Origin of the sequence: Sphingobium ummariense RL-3 (assembly GCF_000447205.1) — a bacterium.
GTDB classification, from domain to species: domain Bacteria; phylum Pseudomonadota; class Alphaproteobacteria; order Sphingomonadales; family Sphingomonadaceae; genus Sphingobium; species Sphingobium ummariense.
This window is the reverse complement of sequence record NZ_AUWY01000120.1, coordinates 116,535-134,081: the sequence shown is the minus strand read 5'-3', so window position 1 is coordinate 134,081 and position 17,547 is coordinate 116,535. Positions and strand designations below refer to the sequence as shown.

At 67.5% G+C, this 17,547-nt stretch carries 23 protein-coding genes; 6 read left to right on the top strand and 17 right to left on the bottom strand.

Annotated features, from left to right (window positions below):
* Window positions 1–4: 4 nt before the first annotated feature.
* From M529_RS48645 to M529_RS43370, 6 genes are all read right to left on the bottom strand, one after another.
* A complete protein-coding gene (locus tag M529_RS48645; protein WP_021319485.1) occupies window positions 5–178 on the bottom strand; it encodes a Trm112 family protein in 174 nt (57 codons plus the stop codon).
* A complete protein-coding gene (locus M529_RS43390) occupies window positions 175–786 on the bottom strand; it encodes an LON peptidase substrate-binding domain-containing protein (protein ID WP_021319484.1) in 612 nt (203 codons plus the stop codon). Before M529_RS43390 ends, M529_RS48645 begins: the two co-directional genes overlap by 4 nt.
* Before the next feature lie 10 nt (window positions 787–796).
* Window positions 797–1,708, bottom strand: a complete 912-nt coding sequence (locus tag M529_RS43385) for a tetratricopeptide repeat protein (RefSeq protein ID WP_021319483.1) — start codon at window positions 1,706–1,708, stop codon at window positions 797–799.
* Window positions 1,709–1,814: 106 nt separating this feature from the next.
* Window positions 1,815–2,252: a DUF2141 domain-containing protein gene (locus M529_RS43380; RefSeq protein ID WP_021319482.1), complete on the bottom strand. Its 438-nt coding sequence runs from the start codon at window positions 2,250–2,252 to the stop codon at window positions 1,815–1,817.
* Window positions 2,249–2,977, bottom strand: coding sequence for a sterol desaturase family protein (locus M529_RS43375; protein WP_021319481.1), 729 nt, complete (start codon window positions 2,975–2,977; stop codon window positions 2,249–2,251). Before M529_RS43375 ends, M529_RS43380 begins: the two co-directional genes overlap by 4 nt.
* Before the next feature lie 73 nt (window positions 2,978–3,050).
* Window positions 3,051–3,941, bottom strand: coding sequence for a prephenate dehydratase (locus M529_RS43370; RefSeq protein WP_021319480.1), 891 nt, complete (start codon window positions 3,939–3,941; stop codon window positions 3,051–3,053).
* Window positions 3,942–4,101: 160 nt separating this feature from the next.
* Here M529_RS43370 and M529_RS43365 point away from each other — a divergent pair, with 160 nt between their 5' ends.
* On the top strand, window positions 4,102–4,719 hold the full coding sequence (locus M529_RS43365) for a c-type cytochrome (RefSeq protein WP_021319479.1): 618 nt from the start codon (window positions 4,102–4,104) through the stop codon (window positions 4,717–4,719).
* Window positions 4,720–4,750: 31 nt separating this feature from the next.
* Entirely contained in the window at window positions 4,751–5,323 is a 573-nt protein-coding gene (locus tag M529_RS43360) for a GNAT family N-acetyltransferase (RefSeq protein ID WP_031295438.1), read from the top strand.
* A gap of 71 nt (window positions 5,324–5,394) precedes the next feature.
* Here M529_RS43360 and M529_RS43355 read toward each other — a convergent pair whose 3' ends face one another.
* Together M529_RS43355 and M529_RS43350 are read right to left on the bottom strand one after the other, a co-directional pair.
* Window positions 5,395–6,195, bottom strand: coding sequence for a hypothetical protein (locus M529_RS43355; RefSeq protein ID WP_021319477.1), 801 nt, complete (start codon window positions 6,193–6,195; stop codon window positions 5,395–5,397).
* Between the two features lies 1 nt (window position 6,196).
* Window positions 6,197–7,513, bottom strand: coding sequence for a hemolysin family protein (locus M529_RS43350; RefSeq protein WP_021319476.1), 1,317 nt, complete (start codon window positions 7,511–7,513; stop codon window positions 6,197–6,199).
* Window positions 7,514–7,656: 143 nt separating this feature from the next.
* Between M529_RS43350 and M529_RS43345 the strand changes: the two genes are divergently transcribed.
* Window positions 7,657–8,337, top strand: a complete 681-nt coding sequence (locus tag M529_RS43345) for an OmpA family protein (RefSeq protein WP_021319475.1) — start codon at window positions 7,657–7,659, stop codon at window positions 8,335–8,337.
* Here M529_RS43345 and M529_RS43340 read toward each other — a convergent pair whose 3' ends face one another.
* On the bottom strand, window positions 8,338–8,910 hold the full coding sequence (locus tag M529_RS43340) for a TetR/AcrR family transcriptional regulator (RefSeq protein ID WP_021319474.1): 573 nt from the start codon (window positions 8,908–8,910) through the stop codon (window positions 8,338–8,340). It abuts the gene before it with no gap.
* A 58-nt stretch (window positions 8,911–8,968) separates the two neighbouring features.
* On the opposite strand from M529_RS43340, the gene M529_RS43335 reads away from it, so the two are divergent.
* Window positions 8,969–9,439, top strand: a complete 471-nt coding sequence (locus M529_RS43335; protein ID WP_021319473.1) for a monooxygenase family protein — start codon at window positions 8,969–8,971, stop codon at window positions 9,437–9,439.
* Here the strand turns inward: M529_RS43335 and M529_RS43330 are convergent.
* From M529_RS43330 to M529_RS43310, 5 genes are read right to left on the bottom strand one after another with little or no spacing between them, the layout of a single operon-like run.
* Window positions 9,436–10,053, bottom strand: coding sequence for a MarC family protein (locus M529_RS43330; protein ID WP_021319472.1), 618 nt, complete (start codon window positions 10,051–10,053; stop codon window positions 9,436–9,438). The genes M529_RS43335 and M529_RS43330 overlap by 4 nt on opposite strands.
* Entirely contained in the window at window positions 10,050–10,730 is a 681-nt protein-coding gene (locus tag M529_RS43325; protein ID WP_021319471.1) for a YybH family protein, read from the bottom strand. Before M529_RS43325 ends, M529_RS43330 begins: the two co-directional genes overlap by 4 nt.
* A complete protein-coding gene (gene folD / locus M529_RS43320; protein WP_021319470.1) occupies window positions 10,727–11,620 on the bottom strand; it encodes a bifunctional methylenetetrahydrofolate dehydrogenase/methenyltetrahydrofolate cyclohydrolase FolD in 894 nt (297 codons plus the stop codon). Before folD ends, M529_RS43325 begins: the two co-directional genes overlap by 4 nt.
* The gene (locus M529_RS43315) at window positions 11,617–11,946 is read right to left on the bottom strand and encodes a DUF167 family protein (RefSeq protein ID WP_021319469.1); all 330 of its coding nucleotides are present in this window, start codon (window positions 11,944–11,946) and stop codon (window positions 11,617–11,619) included. The genes folD and M529_RS43315 overlap by 4 nt, the downstream gene beginning before the upstream one ends.
* Window positions 11,943–12,236, bottom strand: coding sequence for a YggT family protein (locus M529_RS43310; RefSeq protein ID WP_021319468.1), 294 nt, complete (start codon window positions 12,234–12,236; stop codon window positions 11,943–11,945). The genes M529_RS43315 and M529_RS43310 overlap by 4 nt, the downstream gene beginning before the upstream one ends.
* A 206-nt stretch (window positions 12,237–12,442) precedes the next feature.
* Between M529_RS43310 and M529_RS43305 the strand changes: the two genes are divergently transcribed.
* Window positions 12,443–13,876, top strand: coding sequence for a porin (locus M529_RS43305; protein WP_021319467.1), 1,434 nt, complete (start codon window positions 12,443–12,445; stop codon window positions 13,874–13,876).
* Between the two features lie 6 nt (window positions 13,877–13,882).
* On the opposite strand, the gene argB is transcribed toward M529_RS43305, so the two are convergent.
* Window positions 13,883–14,800, bottom strand: a complete 918-nt coding sequence (gene argB, locus M529_RS43300) for an acetylglutamate kinase (protein WP_021319466.1) — start codon at window positions 14,798–14,800, stop codon at window positions 13,883–13,885.
* A 121-nt stretch (window positions 14,801–14,921) separates the two neighbouring features.
* The gene (locus tag M529_RS43295) at window positions 14,922–15,557 is read right to left on the bottom strand and encodes a queuosine precursor transporter (RefSeq protein ID WP_021319465.1); all 636 of its coding nucleotides are present in this window, start codon (window positions 15,555–15,557) and stop codon (window positions 14,922–14,924) included.
* A gap of 120 nt (window positions 15,558–15,677) precedes the next feature.
* Between M529_RS43295 and M529_RS0125050 the strand changes: the two genes are divergently transcribed.
* Complete coding sequence (locus tag M529_RS0125050) at window positions 15,678–15,971, top strand: GIY-YIG nuclease family protein (protein ID WP_031295433.1); 294 nt, start codon at window positions 15,678–15,680, stop codon at window positions 15,969–15,971.
* Between the two features lie 61 nt (window positions 15,972–16,032).
* Here the strand turns inward: M529_RS0125050 and M529_RS43290 are convergent, their stop codons facing one another.
* Entirely contained in the window at window positions 16,033–17,547 is a 1,515-nt protein-coding gene (locus M529_RS43290) for a Ppx/GppA family phosphatase (protein WP_021319463.1), read from the bottom strand.

Sequence of the window (17,547 nt, the reverse complement as noted above, 5' to 3'; positions counted from 1 at the left end):
CGCCTCACAACGCCCGCGCTTCCCGCACCAGCAGCACCGGCGTCCCGTCCCGCACCGGATAGGCCAGCCCTGCCGCCTCCGATATCAATTCCTGCGCCGCCGCGTCATACCGCAGGGGTGTCCGCGTCACCGGGCACACCAGCTTCGCCATCAGCCAGGGATCGTCGACCGCCTTCATTGCAGCGTCGCCCCGCCATCCCGCTGCGCCCGGCCGGCGAACTGCATCAGCTGGATGATCCGCTCCGATCGCTCCGGCAGCGTGTCCGCCTCCAGCAGCGTCTGCTTGGCGGCGGGATCGAAGGGCGCGATCTGCGCGATGCCGTTCACCAGCGAGGCATCGTCCAGCCGCGACACCGCCGTCCAGTCGACCACATAGCCCAGCATGTCGGCAAAGCGCCGCGCTTCCTGCTCCAGCGCCGCGCGCTCGACAGCGGAAAGGATCTCCTCGTCGGGGTCGGGCGCCGCCTCGACATCCGCCTCGATCTGGCGGAAGGCGGTTGCGACGTCCAGCTCCCGCACCAGGCGGAAGCGCGCCAGCCCGCGCAGGACGATGTTGAACCGCCCGTCGTCCAACGCCTCGATATGGCCGATATGCCCCAGGCACCCCATGTCGTAGAGCGCTGGCGTCAGCCCACCCCCGCGCGGCTGGATCATGCCGATCCGCCGATCGCGCGCCATCGCGTCATGGATCAGGGCGCGGTAGCGCGGCTCGAAAATGTGCAGCGGCAGGTCCATGCCCGGCAGCAACAGCGCCCCGGACAGGGGAAAGATCGAGACTCGCGCCATCGTGCCCGCGTCAGGAAAACAGGATCTGCGACAGCCTGCGCCGCTGCGCCGCCACCCACGGATCTTCCAGCCCGACGGCCTCGAAGATCTTGAGCAGTTGCGCCCGCGCCGCGCCCTCGTTCCACGCCCGGTCACGCCGGACGATCTCCAGCAGCGCCTCGGCCGCGCCGTCACGGTCGCCATTGGCCATCAACCCGCCCGCCAGTTCGAAACGCGCCTCATGATCGTCGGGGTCGGCGGCCACGCGCGCCTGCACGCCCGACAGGTCGGCGACGGGCTTCGCGTCGCGCGCCAGCGCGATCGCCGCGCGCGCCTGGTCCACCTGCGCGCCCTTCGCGCTTTCGGCCGGCAGCGCGTTCAGCACCGCCTCCGCCTCATCCAGCCGCCCCAGTGCTGTCAGTGCCCGCGCCCGTCCGGCGGCAACTTCCGCATGGTCGGGCGCCATCTCCGCAATCTGCTCGAACACCGAAAGGGCGCGCTCGGTCTCGCCGCCTGCCAGCAGCTCCTCGCCCATGGCGATCAACGGTTCCAGCTCGGCCGCCTGGGCCTTCTCATCGGATTCGATCGGCAGCTGCGCCAGTATCTGGTCCAGATACTGCTTCAGCTGCCCTTCAGTCCGCGCCTGCGACAGGTCGGCGACCGGCTGGCCCTGGAACACGGCATAGACGGTCGGGATCGACTGCACGCGGAACTGGCTCGCGATGAAGCCATTCTCGTCGACATTGACCTTGACCAGCTTGACGCCCTTTGGCTCATATTCGGCGCATACCTTCTCGATCACCGGGGCAAGCTGCTTGCACGGCCCGCACCATTCGGCCCAGAAGTCCACGATCACCAGCTGCGTGCGCGAAGGCTCCACCACGTCACGGCGGAACGCCTCTACGGCCGCCTTCTCGGTGTCGCTCAATCCCAGGGTCGCCACGCTTTCATCTCCTGTCATGCTTGCGGGTTCGCCCGCCCATAGCCTGCCATATGGGGCGCGTCACCCCATAGGCGCAAGGGACAGCGCCAGCGCATGGGCGCCGCCCTCAGAGGAAATATTTGAGCCGTACATCCTGTTCCACGGCCGACGCGGCGATGGGGAAGCTCGCCGACCGAAAGCTCGGCGCGCCGAAGCGCAGCGCCGGATTGCGCGAGAAGCCCACGCCTTCACGCGGAATACCGACGAACGTGTCGAGCCGGCCGTTGCCATTCTCATCATGAATGATCGCTATCGCGTAATTGCCCGGGTCCACCAGCCCCAGCGCGACGTCGCCGCCCTTGGCGGGAACGGAAAAATGGCGCTTTTCCGGATCGTCCCGGCAATCGGGAAAATGATCCGGCCGGCGCGTGACGCAGATGAGCACCTGGCCCCGTTCCGACCGCAGGCCAAGCAGGTCGATGCTCAGCGGCTGCGGCAGGTCGGTCGGCGCGGCGCCGGTCAACGCCATCATCCCCGCCAGCAATGCCGCCCCGCCCGCCTTCATGCCTTCACCCCGTGAAAATCGCCCAGTCCCCGGTCGGTGCCGCACAACCGGTCCCAAAGCCTGAAATAGAGCCCGTAATTGCAGCGATAGAGGTCATGGTGCCGCTGGTGATGGCTGGCGGTGATGAGCCATCGGCCGATCGGTCCCCGCACCATCCAGCGGGGAAACATCTCCCACCCCATATGATTGCTGACGCCCATCACCGTCATGATCGTCAGCACCACGCCCAGCGCGCCGACATGGATCGGGATCAGGAACACCAGCGCCGGGATCACCACCGCCCCGGTCAGCGCCTCCCAGGGATGGAAGCTCATCGCCGCCCAGGCCGTGGGCGGACGGCTGGCATGGTGCACGGCATGGGCGATGCGGAACAGCCGGGGCCGGTGCATCCAGCGGTGCGTCCAGTAGAACCATGTGTCATGCGCGATCAGGTACAGCAGCACCGACAGCGGCAGGTACCAGAGCGGAAAAGCGTGAACGTCGGCATAGATGCGCGTCCATCCCCGCGCCTGCCACCCCCAGGCGACGATCCCCGCCGGCACGCCGTAGATCAGCGCGGAGGCGAGCGACCAGCCGATCTCCCGCCGGATCTGCGATCCCAGGCCCCGGTAGAGCCCCGGCTGACGAACTGCCGTCGCCAGCGCGAATCCCCCGCTCGCCAGCAGATAGCGCACCCCGACGATCAGGCTCATCGCAAGCGCGGAGAGGAGGATGGCGGCGAGCATGTCCTATATTAACTCAACGGGCTCCCGGCGTCCCTGCGAAAGCTGGGCGAAGGGAGAGAAAAGTCCCCCTACCCTATGTTCGCGGCCGCGCCTGGCGGTAACTGCCCAGCATCCGAACCCATTTGGTGTGGAACTCCAGCTCGGCGAGTGCACGATCGATAGCAGGATCACCCGGCATCCCCTCGATATCGCAATAGAATTCGGTCGCGGCGAAGCTTGCCCCGCGCTGGTAGCTTTCCAGCTTGGTCATGTTGACGCCATTGGTCGCAAAGCCGCCCATGGCCTTGTACAACGCAGCCGGGACGTTCTTCACCTCGAACAGGAACGTCGTCATCACCGGCCCGACGCCGGGCTGGGGCACCCTGGGCTCCTGCGCCAGCACCAGGAAGCGGGTCATGTTGTCGTCGCTGTCCTCGATATTCTCGGCGATCAGGCGCAGGCCATAGAGCTCCGCCGCCAGATAGGGCGCGATCGCGCCTTCTCCCGGCGTCCGCCGCTCGGCCACCAGCGCCGCCGCGCCCGCCGTGTCGGCATAGCTCACCGGTTGGATGCCGCGCTCGCGCAGATAATGGCGGCACTGGCCCAGCGCCTGCGGATGGCTGATCGCGCTCGTCACCGGCACCGTGTCGGCCGCCATCAGGCAATGGCGGATACGCAGGAAATATTCATCGACGATGCGCAGCCCCGATTCGGGCAGCAGGAAATGCATGTCGGCAACGCGCCCGTGCAGGCTGTTCTCGATCGGGATGATCGCGCGCGCCGCCAGGCCATTCCGCACCGCGTCAATCGCATCCTCGAAGGAAAAGCAGGGCAGCGGCACGCAGTCGGGCGCATAGCCCAGCGCCGCGAGATGCGAGTTCGCGCCCGGCGCGCCCTGATAGGCGACGGCACGGGCGGGATCGGTCGCGGCCTTTTCCGCCATTTCGGCGACCAGGGCGCGCGCGGGTGCGGGATAATTCTCCATGGCGAAAGGGCGCTTAGGCCGTTGCCCGCCCCCGTGCAAGCGCCGCCTCCGGGCCATGCTCCAAAAGCTTGCACCTTCGCGCTTGCGCCATTATGGCAGCGCGCTAGAGGGGGCGCGGAACACAAGCCGCCAGAACAGAAATTCAAGGGATAGCGAGCGAATGGGCGATCGTTTCAACACCGTTGCGGGCTGGGCGTTGTTCGCGGGTATCATTGCGCTGGGTGGCGCGATCGTCAGTTCCAAATATTTCCACGACGAGCGGCCCGAGAAGATGGGCTACGCGATCGAGGGCGTCGAAGCGGAGGGCGAAGGCGCCGCCAGCGGTCCCGGCCTCAACACCCTGCTCGCCAGCGCTGACGTCGCGGCGGGCGAAAAGGTCTTCGCCAAGTGCGCGGCCTGCCACACCGTCAATCAGGGCGGCGCGAACGGCATCGGCCCCAATCTCTACGGCACTGTCGGAGAGCCGATCGGCCAGGGCAAAGGCGGCTTCGCCTTCTCCGACGCGCTCAAGAGCAAGGGCGGCAACTGGACCTTCGAGAATCTCGACCACTGGCTGACCAGCCCCCGCGAGTTCGCCCCGGGCACCAAGATGACCTTCGCGGGCCTCGGCAACCCGGCCGATCGCGCGAACCTGATCGCCTGGCTCAACACCCAGGGCTCCAACCTGCCGCTGCCCGCCGCCGATGCGGCGCCCGCCGCGGCGGAGGGTGGCAATGCCGCGGACAATGCGGCCAACGCCGCCGCACCGGCGGAAAACGCTGCCAACGCAGCTGAATAATCCTTCGGGCAACACTGTCCGCATCGCGGATCTGACGGGCGCGGCGCTGGTTGCCGCGCTCGATTCTTTGGCGGCCCTGCGCATCGCCGTCTTCCGCGACTTCCCCTATCTCTATGATGGCGATCGCGCCTATGAGCGCGACTATCTCGGCGCCTATGCGCGCAGCCCCGGTGCCATCGTGGTCGGCGCCTATGACGGCGACCGGCTGGTGGGCGCAGCCACCGCCGCGCCCATGGCCGATCATGCCGAAGCCTTTGCCGAGCCATTGGCGGCGCAGGGCATCCCCATCGACCGGGTCTATTATTTCGGCGAATCCGTCCTGCTTCCCGGCTGGCGCGGCCGGGGGATCGGCCACGCCTTCCTCGACCGTCGCGAGGCGAAGGCGCGGGAACTGGGCTTCGACCTCGCCGCCTTCTGCGCCGTCATCCGTCCGCCCGACCACCCTGCCCGCCCCACCGACTATTCGCCGCTCGATCCCCTCTGGCGCAGGCACGGCTTCGCTCCGGTCGATGGCCTCGTTTGCCATTTCGCTTGGAAGGATGTGGGCGAGGAGGCGGAAAGCCACCACCCGATGCAGTTCTGGATGAAGCGGCTGGCGGAGTGAGAGACTCCTCCGTCAACCCACCGTCGTCATCCCAGCGAAAGCTGGGATGTGGAAAACTGCCGGCGGCGTTCCTACCGAACCCGCCGCTTCTGATCGAGTGCCAGCACCAGGTCGGCGCGCGCCGGCATCTCGCTCGATATGTGCCGCGTCAGCCGCTCATAATGGCTGATGAAGCGCGCAACCTCGGCATCGCTCATCACCCCGGCGCCGTTCCCGGCCTGGGCGCGCAGCGCATGTTCCTGCTCGGTCCGCCAGTGCAGCACCGTCTCGAATCCCGGCGCGGCCAGCAGCACCAGCCGGTCTACCCGCGCGAACAGCGCCTGATAAGGCCCGGCCAGAGCGTCATTGGCGAAGCGGCGCCACACGCCTTCCGGGTCATCCTCCCGTTCCAACACATTGACCGGCTCGGCCAGCGCCGCCTCTGTCTGCGGCCGAGCGCCCACGCACCAGCCCTCGAAGATCAGCACGCGCGTCCCCGCTTCCGCCCGATCCCACAGATTGGATGGCAGACGGTCATCCGCCGCCTTGTCGAACCGGGGCAGCGCTGCCGCCTCGCCCCGCGCCAGCGCGTCGATCGTCGCAAGGCCCAGCGCCACGTCATGCGTCCCCGGCACGCCGCGCGTGCGCAGCAGCGGGTGGACGTCGCGCGCCAGCGCCTCGCGCTCCCCCCGTGTCAGATAGAGGTCGTCGATCGACAGGATCGCGGATGGCACGCCGTCCCGAACCAGCCGGTCGCGCAACCCGGCGGCCAGCGTCGACTTGCCACTGCCCTGCGCCCCGCACAGCCCAAGGACCAGCAGCGCGTCCCGCCCCACCAGGGCATCGCGCACCAGCTTATCCACCCGGCCCAGGGCGCCGGCCGGCTCCGCCATGCTATTGCGCCGCCACCAGCAGCTTGTCGATCTTGCGTCCGTCCATATCGACGATCTCGAATCGCCATCCCTGGTCCTCGACATAGTCGCCCACTTCGGGCAGGCGGCGCAGCAGCCACAGCGCATGGCCCGCTACAGTCGCATAGTCGCGGTCCTCGGGCAGGTCGATGCCGATCCGGTCGGCCAGCTGGTCGACCGGCATCTGGCCGGATACCAGCAGGCTGCCGTCCTCGCGCTCGACCAGGTCCGGTTCCTCATAGGCATCGCGGTCGGACGCGAATTGCCCGGCGATGGCGGACAGCAGGTCGGCGGGGGTCACGATCCCCTCGAAATGGCCATATTCGTCATGGACCATCACCATCGGCACATCGGACCGGCGCAGCACTTCCAGCGCGTCCATCGCATCCACCTGGTCGGGGACGACCTCAGCCCGGCGCATCAGGACCTGCAGGTTCAGGGCCTCGCCCCGGAACAGCGCCGCCATGATGTCGCGCGCCTGGACGATCCCACAGATCTCCTCCACCGACCCGCGCCCGACCGGCAGGCGGGTGTGCGGCGTCTCGAGCAGCTTGGCGCGGATCACCGCCTCGTCGGCGCCAATGTCGATCCAGTCGACGTCCATGCGCTGCGTCATCACCTCCCGCACCGGTCGGTCAGCCAGGCGGACGACGCCCGAAATGATCGCCCGCTCACTTTCCTCGATCACGCCCGAACGGCTCGCCTCGGCGACGATCAGGTGCAGTTCCTCGGCGGTCACGTGGCTTTCCGATTCGCGCTTCAATCCCAGCAAGCGGAAGATCAGCGCGCTCGATCCGTCGAGCACCCACACGATCGGCGCGGTCAGCTTCGCCAGCCACAGCATCGGCGTCGCCACCAGCACCGCGATCGGCTCGGGCGCGCGCAGCGCGAACTGCTTGGGCACCAGCTCGCCAACGATCAGCGACGCATAGGTGGTCAGGCCGATCACCAGCGCGAAACCCAGATTTTCGGCACTGTTGGGCGACAGGCCCAACCCCTGCAGGCGTTCACCCACCGGCCCGCCCAGGCTCGCGCCGGAATAGGCGCCCGCCACGATGCCGATCAGCGTGATGCCGATCTGCACGGTGGACAGGAACTTGCCCGGATCGGCCGCCAGCGCCAGCGCGGTGCGGGCGCCGCTGCGCCCCGCTTTCTCCAGCGCCTGCAGGCGCGGCTTGCGGGCCGACACGATCGCCAGCTCCGACATCGCAAAGACGCCGTTCAGCGCGACCAGCGCCAGGATGATGAGCAGGTCGACCCAGGGAAAGGGCGAAAGCGATGCGGGGGGAGGTGTGGCCATGGTGGTCGCCGCCCTTATAACCGCGATTCTTTCAATTCCACAACCGCTGCATCATTTGCAGTTCAGTTCGCTTGTGGAACAAATCGTCGCCTCCGACAATTTGGGGACCATGTCCCGCACGGATAGACAAGGGAAACAGGAGCATGAAGATTTCTCACCGCATCATCGGCGCAGCAGGCCTGGCCGCCATGCTCGCCACCACGGCCTGCACCACCGACCCCAATACCGGCCAGCGCAGCATTTCGAAGGCGGCGATCGGAGGCATCGGCGGCGCGCTCGGCGGATATCTGCTGGGCGATCTGGTCGGCGGCCGCAACGACCGTACCGAAAAGATCCTAGGCGCGGGCATCGGCGCGATCGCTGGTGCCGGCATCGGTGCCTATATGGACGAGCAGGAGCGCAAGCTGCGCGCGGAAACCGCCGGTACCGGCGTGGACGTGATTCGCGACGGCGACAATCTGGTGCTGCGCATGCCCTCCGGCATCACCTTCGCCTATGACAAGGCGGACGTGCAGCCGCAGTTCCAGCCGACGCTGAACGACGTCGCCTCCGTGCTGGCGCAATATCCCAAGACCTATATCGACGTGTACGGCCATACCGACAGCGACGGCTCCGACGCCTACAACCAGACCCTTTCGGAACGTCGCGCCCAGTCCGTCGCCAATTATCTGGTCGGCCACGGCGTGCAGTCGGCCCGCATCGCCACCCGCGGCTTCGGCGAGACCCAGCCGATCGCATCCAACGCGACCGAGGAAGGAAAGGCCGCCAACCGCCGCGTCGAAATCAAGGTCGCGCCCGTGACCGAAGGCGACGTGCGCGGCTGATCAGCGCTCTCGGGCGCGGGTGGTGAGCGCCCGCGCCATCAACTCCAGTGCCGCCCGTTCCGCTGCCGGATCGGGCGGCAGCCTGCCGTCGAGCGCCAGCGTCGCCAAACCATGCACCAGTCCCCAGCAGGCAAGCGCCCCGGCTTCGGCCCTGTCAGGCGCCAGGTGCGCGACGCGCCGGGCCATCAACGCATAACCGCCCTTGCATTGATCGGGCGGCAGGGTCATCCCCGCCCCATCGGCGAACATCAGCCGGAACAGCGCGGGATGGGCACGGGCAAAGGCGATATAGGCTTCGCCCTGCGCCGCCAGCGCGGCAGCGGCGTCATCTTTCTCGTCCGCGGCGCGCGCGTTCGCTTCCATCATCGCGAAACCGCGTAGCGCGACCGCCGCCATCAGCGCGCTCTTGTCGTGGAAATGCCGATAGGGCGCCATGGCGGAGACGCCCGCCGCCCGCGCCACCGCGCGCAAGCTGACCTCCGCTTCCCCGCGTTCCAGCAGCGCCAGCGCGCAATCGACCAGCCGGTCGTGTAGCGGGGCTTCGGGCGGAATAGCGGCGTCTGTTCGGGGCATGTTTACACCGTAATCATCAGGCTCTATGTTTACAGTATAAACCGGAAGGAGCCAGTCGATGCAAGCCCGCCAGTTCCAGTCCCGCCAGTCCGTTGACCTTGCCGCCTATCCCCACCTCATCGTCGTCATGCTCGGCTTTCGCGTGTCGAGTTGGCGCGGCTTTCTGTCTCTGCTCGGCATCGGCAAGGGGCTGCGTGGCATTCAGGATGCGCCGCCGGACGGGCTGCTCGCTCATGAACAATGCCTGTTCGCGCTCAACCATGTCGGTATCCGCCAATATTGGCGCGATCTGGACAGCCTGGAGCGCTTCACCCGGTCTGCCCCGCATTCGCACTGGTGGCGCGACTTTGCAAAGCTCAGCAAGGGCGCCGGCTTCTGGCATGAAACCTATGCGCGATCGGGCGCGATGGAGGCGCTTTACACCAACATGCCAGGCCCGATCGGCTTCGGCCGCTTCGCCCCGCCGCTCGATCCGACCGGCCCGTTCCTGACAGCCCGCGCCCGGATGGAGCGGCGCGCTGCCGCCTAGAAGCTCGCCTTCAGCCCGTCGATCACGAACTGGGCGGCCAGCGCCGCGAGCAGGACGCCCAGGAGACGCGTGATGACCGCCTCGATCTTCGCGCCCAGAAGCGCCATGATCGGCCCGGCGGCGAGCAGCGAACCCAGCATCAGCGCCAGCGTCAGCACCACGGCGCCCAGCACTACGCCCCGTTCCGCAAGGCCGTCGGCACGCGACATCAGCAGCATGACCGTCGCGATGGAGCCCGGCCCCGCGATCATCGGCATCGCCATGGGAAAGACCGACACATCCTCGATCTCGGGCGTGTCCGCGATCTTCTGCGCCCGGTCCTCGCGCCGCTGGGTGCGCTTTTCGAACACCATGTCCATCGCGATGATGAACAGCATGATGCCGCCGGCGATGCGGAAGCTGTCGAGCTGGATGCCCAGCACGCCCAGCAGCTGCTTGCCCCAGAGCGCAAAGACCAGCAGGATCGCCGCCGCAATGCCCGTCGCGCGGATCGCCATGGCGCGCCGCTGCGCCTGGCTCGCGCCGGTGGTCAGGCTGGCGTAGATGGGCGCGCAGCCCGGCGGGTCGATGACGACGAACAGCGTCACGAAGGCAGAAAGGAAAAGCGCGATCACGGCGCCGCCACCCTGTCGTCGATCACGGTTTCATAGTCGCTGCCGGTCCACATCCGCACGGTGACGCGGCGGCTGTTGTCCGGTCCGACATCCGCTGTCCAGACCAGGCTCTCGTCCTTGGGCATCTCGGGCGCTGGCGCGCCCTTGGCCGGCCGGCGCTCCATCGGCGGCGGCGGCCCCTCGGGCCGTCCGCCGCGCTTGCAGGTCGCCACCTTTCCGCTCAGGAAATCCGGCGCCTCGCGCGGGCTGGCCAGCTGGTCGCCATGGTCCAGCACCCATTTCCACACGCCCTTCTTGCCGCGCCGCCAGATGGTCGTGAAATAGCCGACCGATCCGTCCGGCCGCTTCCAGTTGCCGGTGCTGGCGGCCAGATTGCCGTCGCAGGACACATAGACGACGGACGGGCTCCAGCTGACCGATGCGGGCGGATCGACCTGCTTCTTCAGCCAGTCGCGCGCCAGAACCTTCTGCGGCACGAACATCACGGCATCTTCGGCCGCCGTCTCGCGGAAGGCGGTCCACTGGCCCTTTTCCTGCGCCAGCCGGTTGAACGCGATTTCGGCGGCGATCACGGAACTGGGATCGGGCTGATAGCGCATCGGCGGCCTGGCCGAGAAGGACGGGGCCGCCGTCAGCGCGACGAGGCCCAGCGCCAGCAGCGCCGCGCGCGCCTTCACAGCCCCTCGGGCGCCGGCAGGCCGGCACGCGCATGGGCGGCAACCAGCGTGTTGCGCAGCAGCACCGCGATCGTCATCGGCCCGACGCCGCCGGGCACCGGAGTGATCGCGCGGACATGGGCCAGCGCCTCGGCCGTCGCGACATCGCCGACGATCCGGCCCTTGCCGTCCTCGGTATCGGTGACGCGGTTGATGCCGACGTCGATCACGGTCGCGCCGGGCTTGATCCATTCGCCCTTCACCATCTCCGCCCGGCCCACGGCGGCGACGACGATATCGGCGCGATGGACCACGCTGGCGATATCCCTCGTGCGGCTGTGCGCGATGGTGACGGTGCAGTTTTCGGCCAGCAGCAGCTGCGCCATCGGCTTGCCCACGATATTGGAGCGGCCGACCACCACGGCCTCCAGCCCGGAAAGGTCGCCCAGCTCGTCCTTCAGCAGCATGATGCAGCCCAGCGGCGTACAGGGCACCAGCGCGTCCTGCCCCGTCGCCAGCCGCCCGGCATTGACGACATGGAATCCGTCCACGTCCTTCGCCGGATCGATCGCGGCGATCACGGACGCCTCGTTGATGTGCGCGGGCAGCGGCAGCTGCACCAGGATGCCGTCCACCCGGTCATCGGCGTTCAGCTCCTCGATCAGGTCGAGCAGCTCCTCTTCCTCGATGTGCGCGGGGCGCCTGAACTCGAAGCTTTCCATGCCGGCCGCCACCGTCATCTTGCCTTTGTTGCGGACATAGACGGCGCTCGCCGGATCTTCGCCCACCAGCACGACGGCCAGGCCCGGCTTGCGCCCCTGCGACGCCGCGAAGGCGGCGACGCCCAGCGCGACCTTGTCGCGCAGCCCCGCCGCGAACGCCTTGCCGTCGATGATCTTGCCGATGGTCATGCAGCTTCTACCCGTTCCTCGATGATGGCGGAAAGTCGCGCCAGGGCATCCTCTTTTCCGCCGCCCGCGATCCGCAGCCTTTTTAGCCGGTTGGTGTCGCCCGATTCCAGCGAAATCGCCCCCTTGGGCCAATCCAGCCGGTCCGCCAGCAGCGCCGCCAGCGCCGCATTGGCTCTCCCCTTCTCCGGCACGGCGCGGACGCGGGCTGAAAGCCATTGCGCGCCCTTCTCGTCCGTCCAGCACCCGCCGATCTCCTCGCGCGCCGATCCGGGCGTCAGCCGGACCCGCAACAGCAGGTCGTCGCCCTCGGCGCTCCAGGCGGTCACCTGACTCCCAGGAAGAGCGGCGGCAGAATGGCCTGCCGGATGATCAATATCGCCAGCAGCACGACCATGGGCGACAGGTCGAGCGCGCCCAGGTCCGGCATCACCCGGCGGATCGGATTGTAGATCGGCGCCGTCATCCGATCTAGCGCCATCAGGATCTGGCGCACGAAATCGTTCGACAGGTTGATGACGTTGAAGGCGATCAGCCAGCTCAGGATCGCCTGGATGATGATGATCCACCACAGCACGTCCAGAAGGATGACGATGATCTGATAAAGCGCGTAGGCCACAGGGGACTCCGTTGATGCGTCGCGCCGCTCTAGCCGAGGGGGCGGGGCCGGGACAAGGGATGGCATGGCACTATTCTGCAATGCCCACCCTGCCGGGCGATCGCACCTCGCTCCGAACCTCCCGCGTTGAAATAAAAACGACATATAATCGTCTCCTGTTTGTAACAGAAACGACATAGTCGCTGCCCCGCAACGAAAGGGCGGGAATGCGCTACCTCACGATACGGACAGAATTGCTGGCAGCGACGATGCTCGCCCTGGTGCCGGGTACGGCGCAGGCGCAGAGCAATGCCGAATTGCAGGCGCAGATCGACGACCTCAAGGCACAGGTCCAGGCACTGACCGCCGCCCTCGCCGCCAGCCGCAGCGCGTCTGCGCCTGCCGCGGCAGCATCGGGCGCTGCACCGCAGTCCGCGCCCACGCCCCTTGCCGCCGCGCCGGCCCAGCCCGCACAGGCCACGCCGTCCGCGCCCACGTCGATCCTGACGACACCCCAGTCGCGCAAGCTGTCGCTGCGCGGCTATACCCAGATGCGCTACAACGCCTTCCTGTCGGGGGACGATACCGCACCCGCCGGCGTCTCGCGCCTGCGCTCGGTGCACGACAGTTCGATCAACGACCGCAGCGGCTTCTCCCTGCGCCGGGTCCGCCTCGCCTTCCAGGGCGACATATCCGACCGCGTCTCGCTCTATCTGCAATCGGACTTCGGTTCGGCCGTCACCAACCAGGCCGGCAGCGAGCGGCGCGAACATTTCGCTCAGCTGCGTGACGCCTATGCCGACATCTCCCTCGACAAGCGCAAGACGCTCCGCCTGCGCGCCGGCCAGTCCAAGGTGCCCTATGGCTGGGAGAATATGCAGTCCTCGTCCAATCGCCTGACGCTCGACCGCAGCGACGCGATCAACAGCGCGGTCCCGGGCGAGCGCGACCTTGGCCTTGTCGCCTATTACACGCCGCCTTCGGTCCAGAAGATCTGGGACGATCTCGGCCATGACGGACAGAAGCTGTTCGGCAATTACGGCGCCTTCGGCCTTGGCGTCTTCAACGGCCAGGGCATCAACCGCACCGAACAGAATAGCGGCCTGATGAAAGTCGCCTTCGCCACCTGGCCCTTCCGCCTCGACGGTCTGGGCGATGCGTTCGAAGGGCAGGTGCTGGAGGTCGGCGGGTCGGCCATGCTGAATGAGGTCCAGCCCGAAACGCGCAATGGATCGGTCAGCACCATCGCCTACAAGGACAATCGCGCCGGGCTGCACGCCATCCTCTATCCCCAGCCGATCGGCATCCAGGCCGAATGGAACTGGGGCAAGGGGCCGCAATTCGACGTCGCCACCCAGTCGATCCGCACCAAGCCGCTGTCGGGCGGCTATGTGCAGATGATGGTTCGCCTGCCCAGCGACGATTTCGGCGCCTTGATGCCCTATGCCCGCTGGCAGCATTATCGCGGCGGGTGGAAGGCATCGACCAACGCGCCGCGCCTGGAAACCGACGAGCTGGAACTGGGGTTGGAATGGCAGCCGTGGAAGGCGCTGGAACTGACCGTGGCCTATGCGCGGATGAAGCGGGCGGAGGCGGACGAACGCCGCACCGGCCGGGCGGAGGGCGACCTCATCCGCACCCAGCTCCAGTGGAACTACTGACCGGCGCTATTTGCGGACCAGCGTGCCCGCGCCACGATCGGTGAAGACTTCCAGCAGCATCGCGTGCGGCACCCGCCCGTCCAGGATGACGGCGGCGTCCACCCCGCTCTCGACCGCGCGGACGCAGGTTTCCAGCTTGGGGATCATGCCGCCGCTGATCGTGCCGTCCGATTCCAGCCCATGAATGGCGGCGGGGTCGAGATCGGTCAGCAACTGGCCCTGCTTGTCCAGCACCCCCGGCACGTCGGTCAGCAGGAAGAAGCGCGACGCCTTGAGCTCCGCCGCGATCGCGCCCGCCATGGTGTCGGCGTTGACGTTATAGGTGTGGCCGTCCGTGCCGATGCCCACCGGCGCCACGACGGGAATGATGCCGTCCTGCGCCAAGGTGTCGAGGATGCGCCGGTCGACAGAGACGGGATCGCCGACGAAGCCCAGGTCGACATTGCGCTCGATGCCCGAATTGGGATCGGCCTCCCGTTTGCCCAACACCTTTTCACACAGCACCAGGCCGCAATCCTTGCCCGAAATGCCGACTGCCCGGCCGCCCGCGGCGGAAATCCAGCCGACGATCTCCTTGTTGATCGAACCGGCCAGGACCATTTCGGCGACCTGCGCCGTCTCCGCGTCGGTGACGCGCAGGCCGCCGACGAACTTCGATTCGACGCCCAGCTTCTTCAGCATCGCGCCGATCTGCGGTCCACCGCCATGGACGACGACGACGTTGATACCGACCGCCTTCATCAGCACCACGTCCTCGGCGAAGTCGCGCGCCGCTTCCGGGTCGCCCATCGCATGGCCGCCATATTTGACGACGAAGGTCTTGCCCGCGTAGCGCTGCATATAGGGCAGCGCCTCCACCAGGGTTTCGGCCTTGGCGAGGAGCGCGGGATCGGGGGCGTGCTTGCTGGTCATGCGCGCGCGCATAGGGCCATATGGGGGTTACGGCAAGTCATTGCCCTGCCCCCTAGCGCCTCCAAACCCGTTCGCCCTGAGTAGGGGCTGAGCTTGTCGAAGCGCCGTATCGGCCGCGCACGACAACGGATCGTCAGCGATCCAACCGCCGCCCCAGGGCCACCACTGCGGAGATCAACGGCGGCACCAGCACGATCGACAGCACGACCTTGGCGATCATCTGTCCGACCATCAGGTCCAGGATCGGCCGCTCGCCCAGGAAGGATATGGTGATGAACAGCACCGTGTCGACGATCTGGGACACGACGCTGGCGATCATGCCGCGCAGCCAGACCAGCTTGCCCTCGCCCCGCGACAGCTTCGAAAAGATGAAGACGTTGAGCGTCTGCGACGTGCCGTAGGAAATCAGCCCGGCGATCATCATCCGCGCGCCCTGCCCGACGACGATCGGAAACGCCTCGATCGCTGGCGGATACATGCCGGGGTCGTGCGGCAGAGCGATGACGATCTGGATCAGCGCCGCCGACACCAGCAGCGGCACGAAGCCCAGCCGCACCAGCCCGGTCGCGACCTTCTCCCCATGCAGCTCGGACACCGCACTCGACAGGATGACCAGCATCAGGAAGGCGAAGATGCCCGCCTCCACCGCCAGCGGCCCCAGCACCACCTGCTTCACCCCCAACACGCCCGCCATGCAGACCATGCCGCCATAGAGGATCGAAAAGACGAAGAGCGAGCGGGAAAGCGGCGCGGCGGCGGGAGTCGTCATCGCCGGGCCTTACCGGGATTTTCGGCGCGAAGGAAGATGGGGGCTGGGAAGAGGCCCACCCTCTTCCGTCATGCCAGCGAAAGCTGGCATCTCACTTCCTTCCAGTACATCCTCGCCGCCATGAGAGGCGGCTGGGTCTATATCATGACGAACCGTGCCTATGGCGTGCTCTACATCGGCGTCACGACCAGCCTGCCCCATCGCACCATGCAACATCGCGATGAGACGGGTTCGGAATTTTGCCGTCGCTACAATCTGATCAGGCTCGTCTATGCCGAACGGCATGAAACAATCATCGAAGCGATCGCGCGAGAAAAGGCAATGAAAGCCTGGAAACGGCAATGGAAGATCGAACTGATCGAAACCATCAATCCGCAATGGCAAGACCTGTTCGATACACTGCACCTGGAATGAAGGGCTGAAACGAAGAAAGAGAGATCCCAGCTTGCGCTGGGACGACGATGTTGAGGTGGCTCTACACCACCAGCCGATACTCCACCCCCATCGCCTGGGCGAGCTGGCGCAGCCGCCGTTCGACCGCTTCGCCCAGCAGCGCCCCGTCCCTGTGGCGCAGGGTGAGCGTCAGCAGGCCGCCCTCCAGCTCCAGCGCCGACATCACCAGCGGCCCCTCGACACCAGCCGACAGTCGCTGTCCCAGGCGGATCGCCAAGCCCCACAGCACGGCGCGGCGCAGCGCCTCGGGCGACGCCAGCCGTTCCAGCGCGGGCAGCGGCACCGCTCCGCCGCCGAAATTGCTGCACAGCGCCTGCGCCAGCATGGCCCGCTCGGGCGCGGTGATGCCCACCCAGTTGCTGTGCAGCGCGATCTCCACGCCGCGTTCCGCCCGGAAATCCGGATTGGCGCGCCAGCCCACATCGGCCAGCAGGCAGGCTGCGCGCCGGATTCGCCGCCAGCCGCTGCCGTCCTCCAGGAACAGCGGGGCGATCCAGCGCTCGATGACATCGCCATGGCCGGGAAAGCGGGCCTGCGCCTCGCCCTCCGCCTCGGCCGCCACCAGCAGCGGGTCCTGCTCCCGGATGTCCGGCGGCAGGTCCTCGAACAGCAGCCCCTCGCGCAGGCCATAGGCCGACACCACCAGCCGGCTCGACCGCAGCTGCCGCACCATGACCGACAGCAGCGCTGCCGCGTCGGGCAGCGTCGGCACGCGCGACCCGGTGATCGCCGGTATGTCCTTCAGCCGCGCCCGGCCGACATGCGACACGATGCGGGTCAACCGCTCCGCCCGGCTCGCCGGCATCTCATATTGGTGCACCACCGGCAGCGGAAAATGGGTGAGTTGCATGTCGAAGCGCGCCAGCGCCCGCCACGACCCGCCGACAAGGTAGAAGGGCAGGCCCGGCTTCACCGCCCATCCCGCCTTTTCCAGCATCCGGCCGACCTGCCGCTCCAGCGCCTTGGGCCCCTTCGCCCGGATCTGCGGCAGGCGCAGCACGCCCAGCGGCAGCGACACCGTCTCGTGCACGCCGCCGTCCCGGATGCGCGCCAGCTCCAGGCTGCCGCCGCCCAGGTCGCCGACCACGCCGTCCGCGCCCGGAATGCCCGACAGCACGCCATAGCCCGCGCCGATCGCCTCCTGCGAACCGGACAACAGGTCGACCTTCACGCCCATCGCCTCGGTGCGGGCGATGAAATCGGCCCCGTTGGCGGCATCGCGCACGGCCGCGGTGGCGACGCAGCGCACGTCCGCCACACCCATGTCGCCGCACAGATGGGCAAAGCGCGCCACTGCCTTCAGGCCGCGCTCCATCGGCTCGGCCTCTATCCGCCCCGTGCGCGCCAGCGATCCGCCCAATCCCGCCATCACCTTCTCGTTGAAGAGGATGAAGGGGATGCGGCGTGGCCCGTCATAGACGACCAGGCGGATGCTGTTCGACCCGATGTCGATGATCGCCATCCGCCCATGGTCGGCCTGCGACGTCGGCGCCATCGTTTCGGCGACGGCGCGCACCCGGCTGAGCATCGAGTTCAT

Bases quoted from the DNA above. Each gene is read 5' to 3' on its own strand.
- argB (WP_021319466.1), bottom strand. From the start codon at position 14,800: ATGCGCGCGCGCATGACCAGCAAGCACGCCCCCGATCCCGCGCTCCTC.
- M529_RS43345 (WP_021319475.1), top strand. From the start codon at position 7,657: ATGAAGATTTCTCACCGCATCATCGGCGCAGCAGGCCTGGCCGCCATG.
- M529_RS43365 (WP_021319479.1), top strand. From the start codon at position 4,102: ATGGGCGATCGTTTCAACACCGTTGCGGGCTGGGCGTTGTTCGCGGGT.
- folD (WP_021319470.1), bottom strand. From the start codon at position 11,620: ATGACCATCGGCAAGATCATCGACGGCAAGGCGTTCGCGGCGGGGCTG.
- M529_RS43295 (WP_021319465.1), bottom strand. From the start codon at position 15,557: ATGACGACTCCCGCCGCCGCGCCGCTTTCCCGCTCGCTCTTCGTCTTT.
- M529_RS43355 (WP_021319477.1), bottom strand. From the start codon at position 6,195: ATGGCGGAGCCGGCCGGCGCCCTGGGCCGGGTGGATAAGCTGGTGCGC.
- M529_RS0125050 (WP_031295433.1), top strand. From the start codon at position 15,678: ATGAGAGGCGGCTGGGTCTATATCATGACGAACCGTGCCTATGGCGTG.
- M529_RS43375 (WP_021319481.1), bottom strand. From the start codon at position 2,977: ATGCTCGCCGCCATCCTCCTCTCCGCGCTTGCGATGAGCCTGATCGTC.
- M529_RS43335 (WP_021319473.1), top strand. From the start codon at position 8,969: ATGCAAGCCCGCCAGTTCCAGTCCCGCCAGTCCGTTGACCTTGCCGCC.
- M529_RS43340 (WP_021319474.1), bottom strand. From the start codon at position 8,910: ATGCCCCGAACAGACGCCGCTATTCCGCCCGAAGCCCCGCTACACGAC.
- M529_RS43370 (WP_021319480.1), bottom strand. From the start codon at position 3,941: ATGGAGAATTATCCCGCACCCGCGCGCGCCCTGGTCGCCGAAATGGCG.
- M529_RS43390 (WP_021319484.1), bottom strand. From the start codon at position 786: ATGGCGCGAGTCTCGATCTTTCCCCTGTCCGGGGCGCTGTTGCTGCCG.
- M529_RS43305 (WP_021319467.1), top strand. From the start codon at position 12,443: ATGCGCTACCTCACGATACGGACAGAATTGCTGGCAGCGACGATGCTC.
- M529_RS43380 (WP_021319482.1), bottom strand. From the start codon at position 2,252: ATGAAGGCGGGCGGGGCGGCATTGCTGGCGGGGATGATGGCGTTGACC.
- M529_RS48645 (WP_021319485.1), bottom strand. From the start codon at position 178: ATGAAGGCGGTCGACGATCCCTGGCTGATGGCGAAGCTGGTGTGCCCG.
- M529_RS43350 (WP_021319476.1), bottom strand. From the start codon at position 7,513: ATGGCCACACCTCCCCCCGCATCGCTTTCGCCCTTTCCCTGGGTCGAC.
- M529_RS43290 (WP_021319463.1), bottom strand. From the start codon at position 17,547: ATGAACTCGATGCTCAGCCGGGTGCGCGCCGTCGCCGAAACGATGGCG.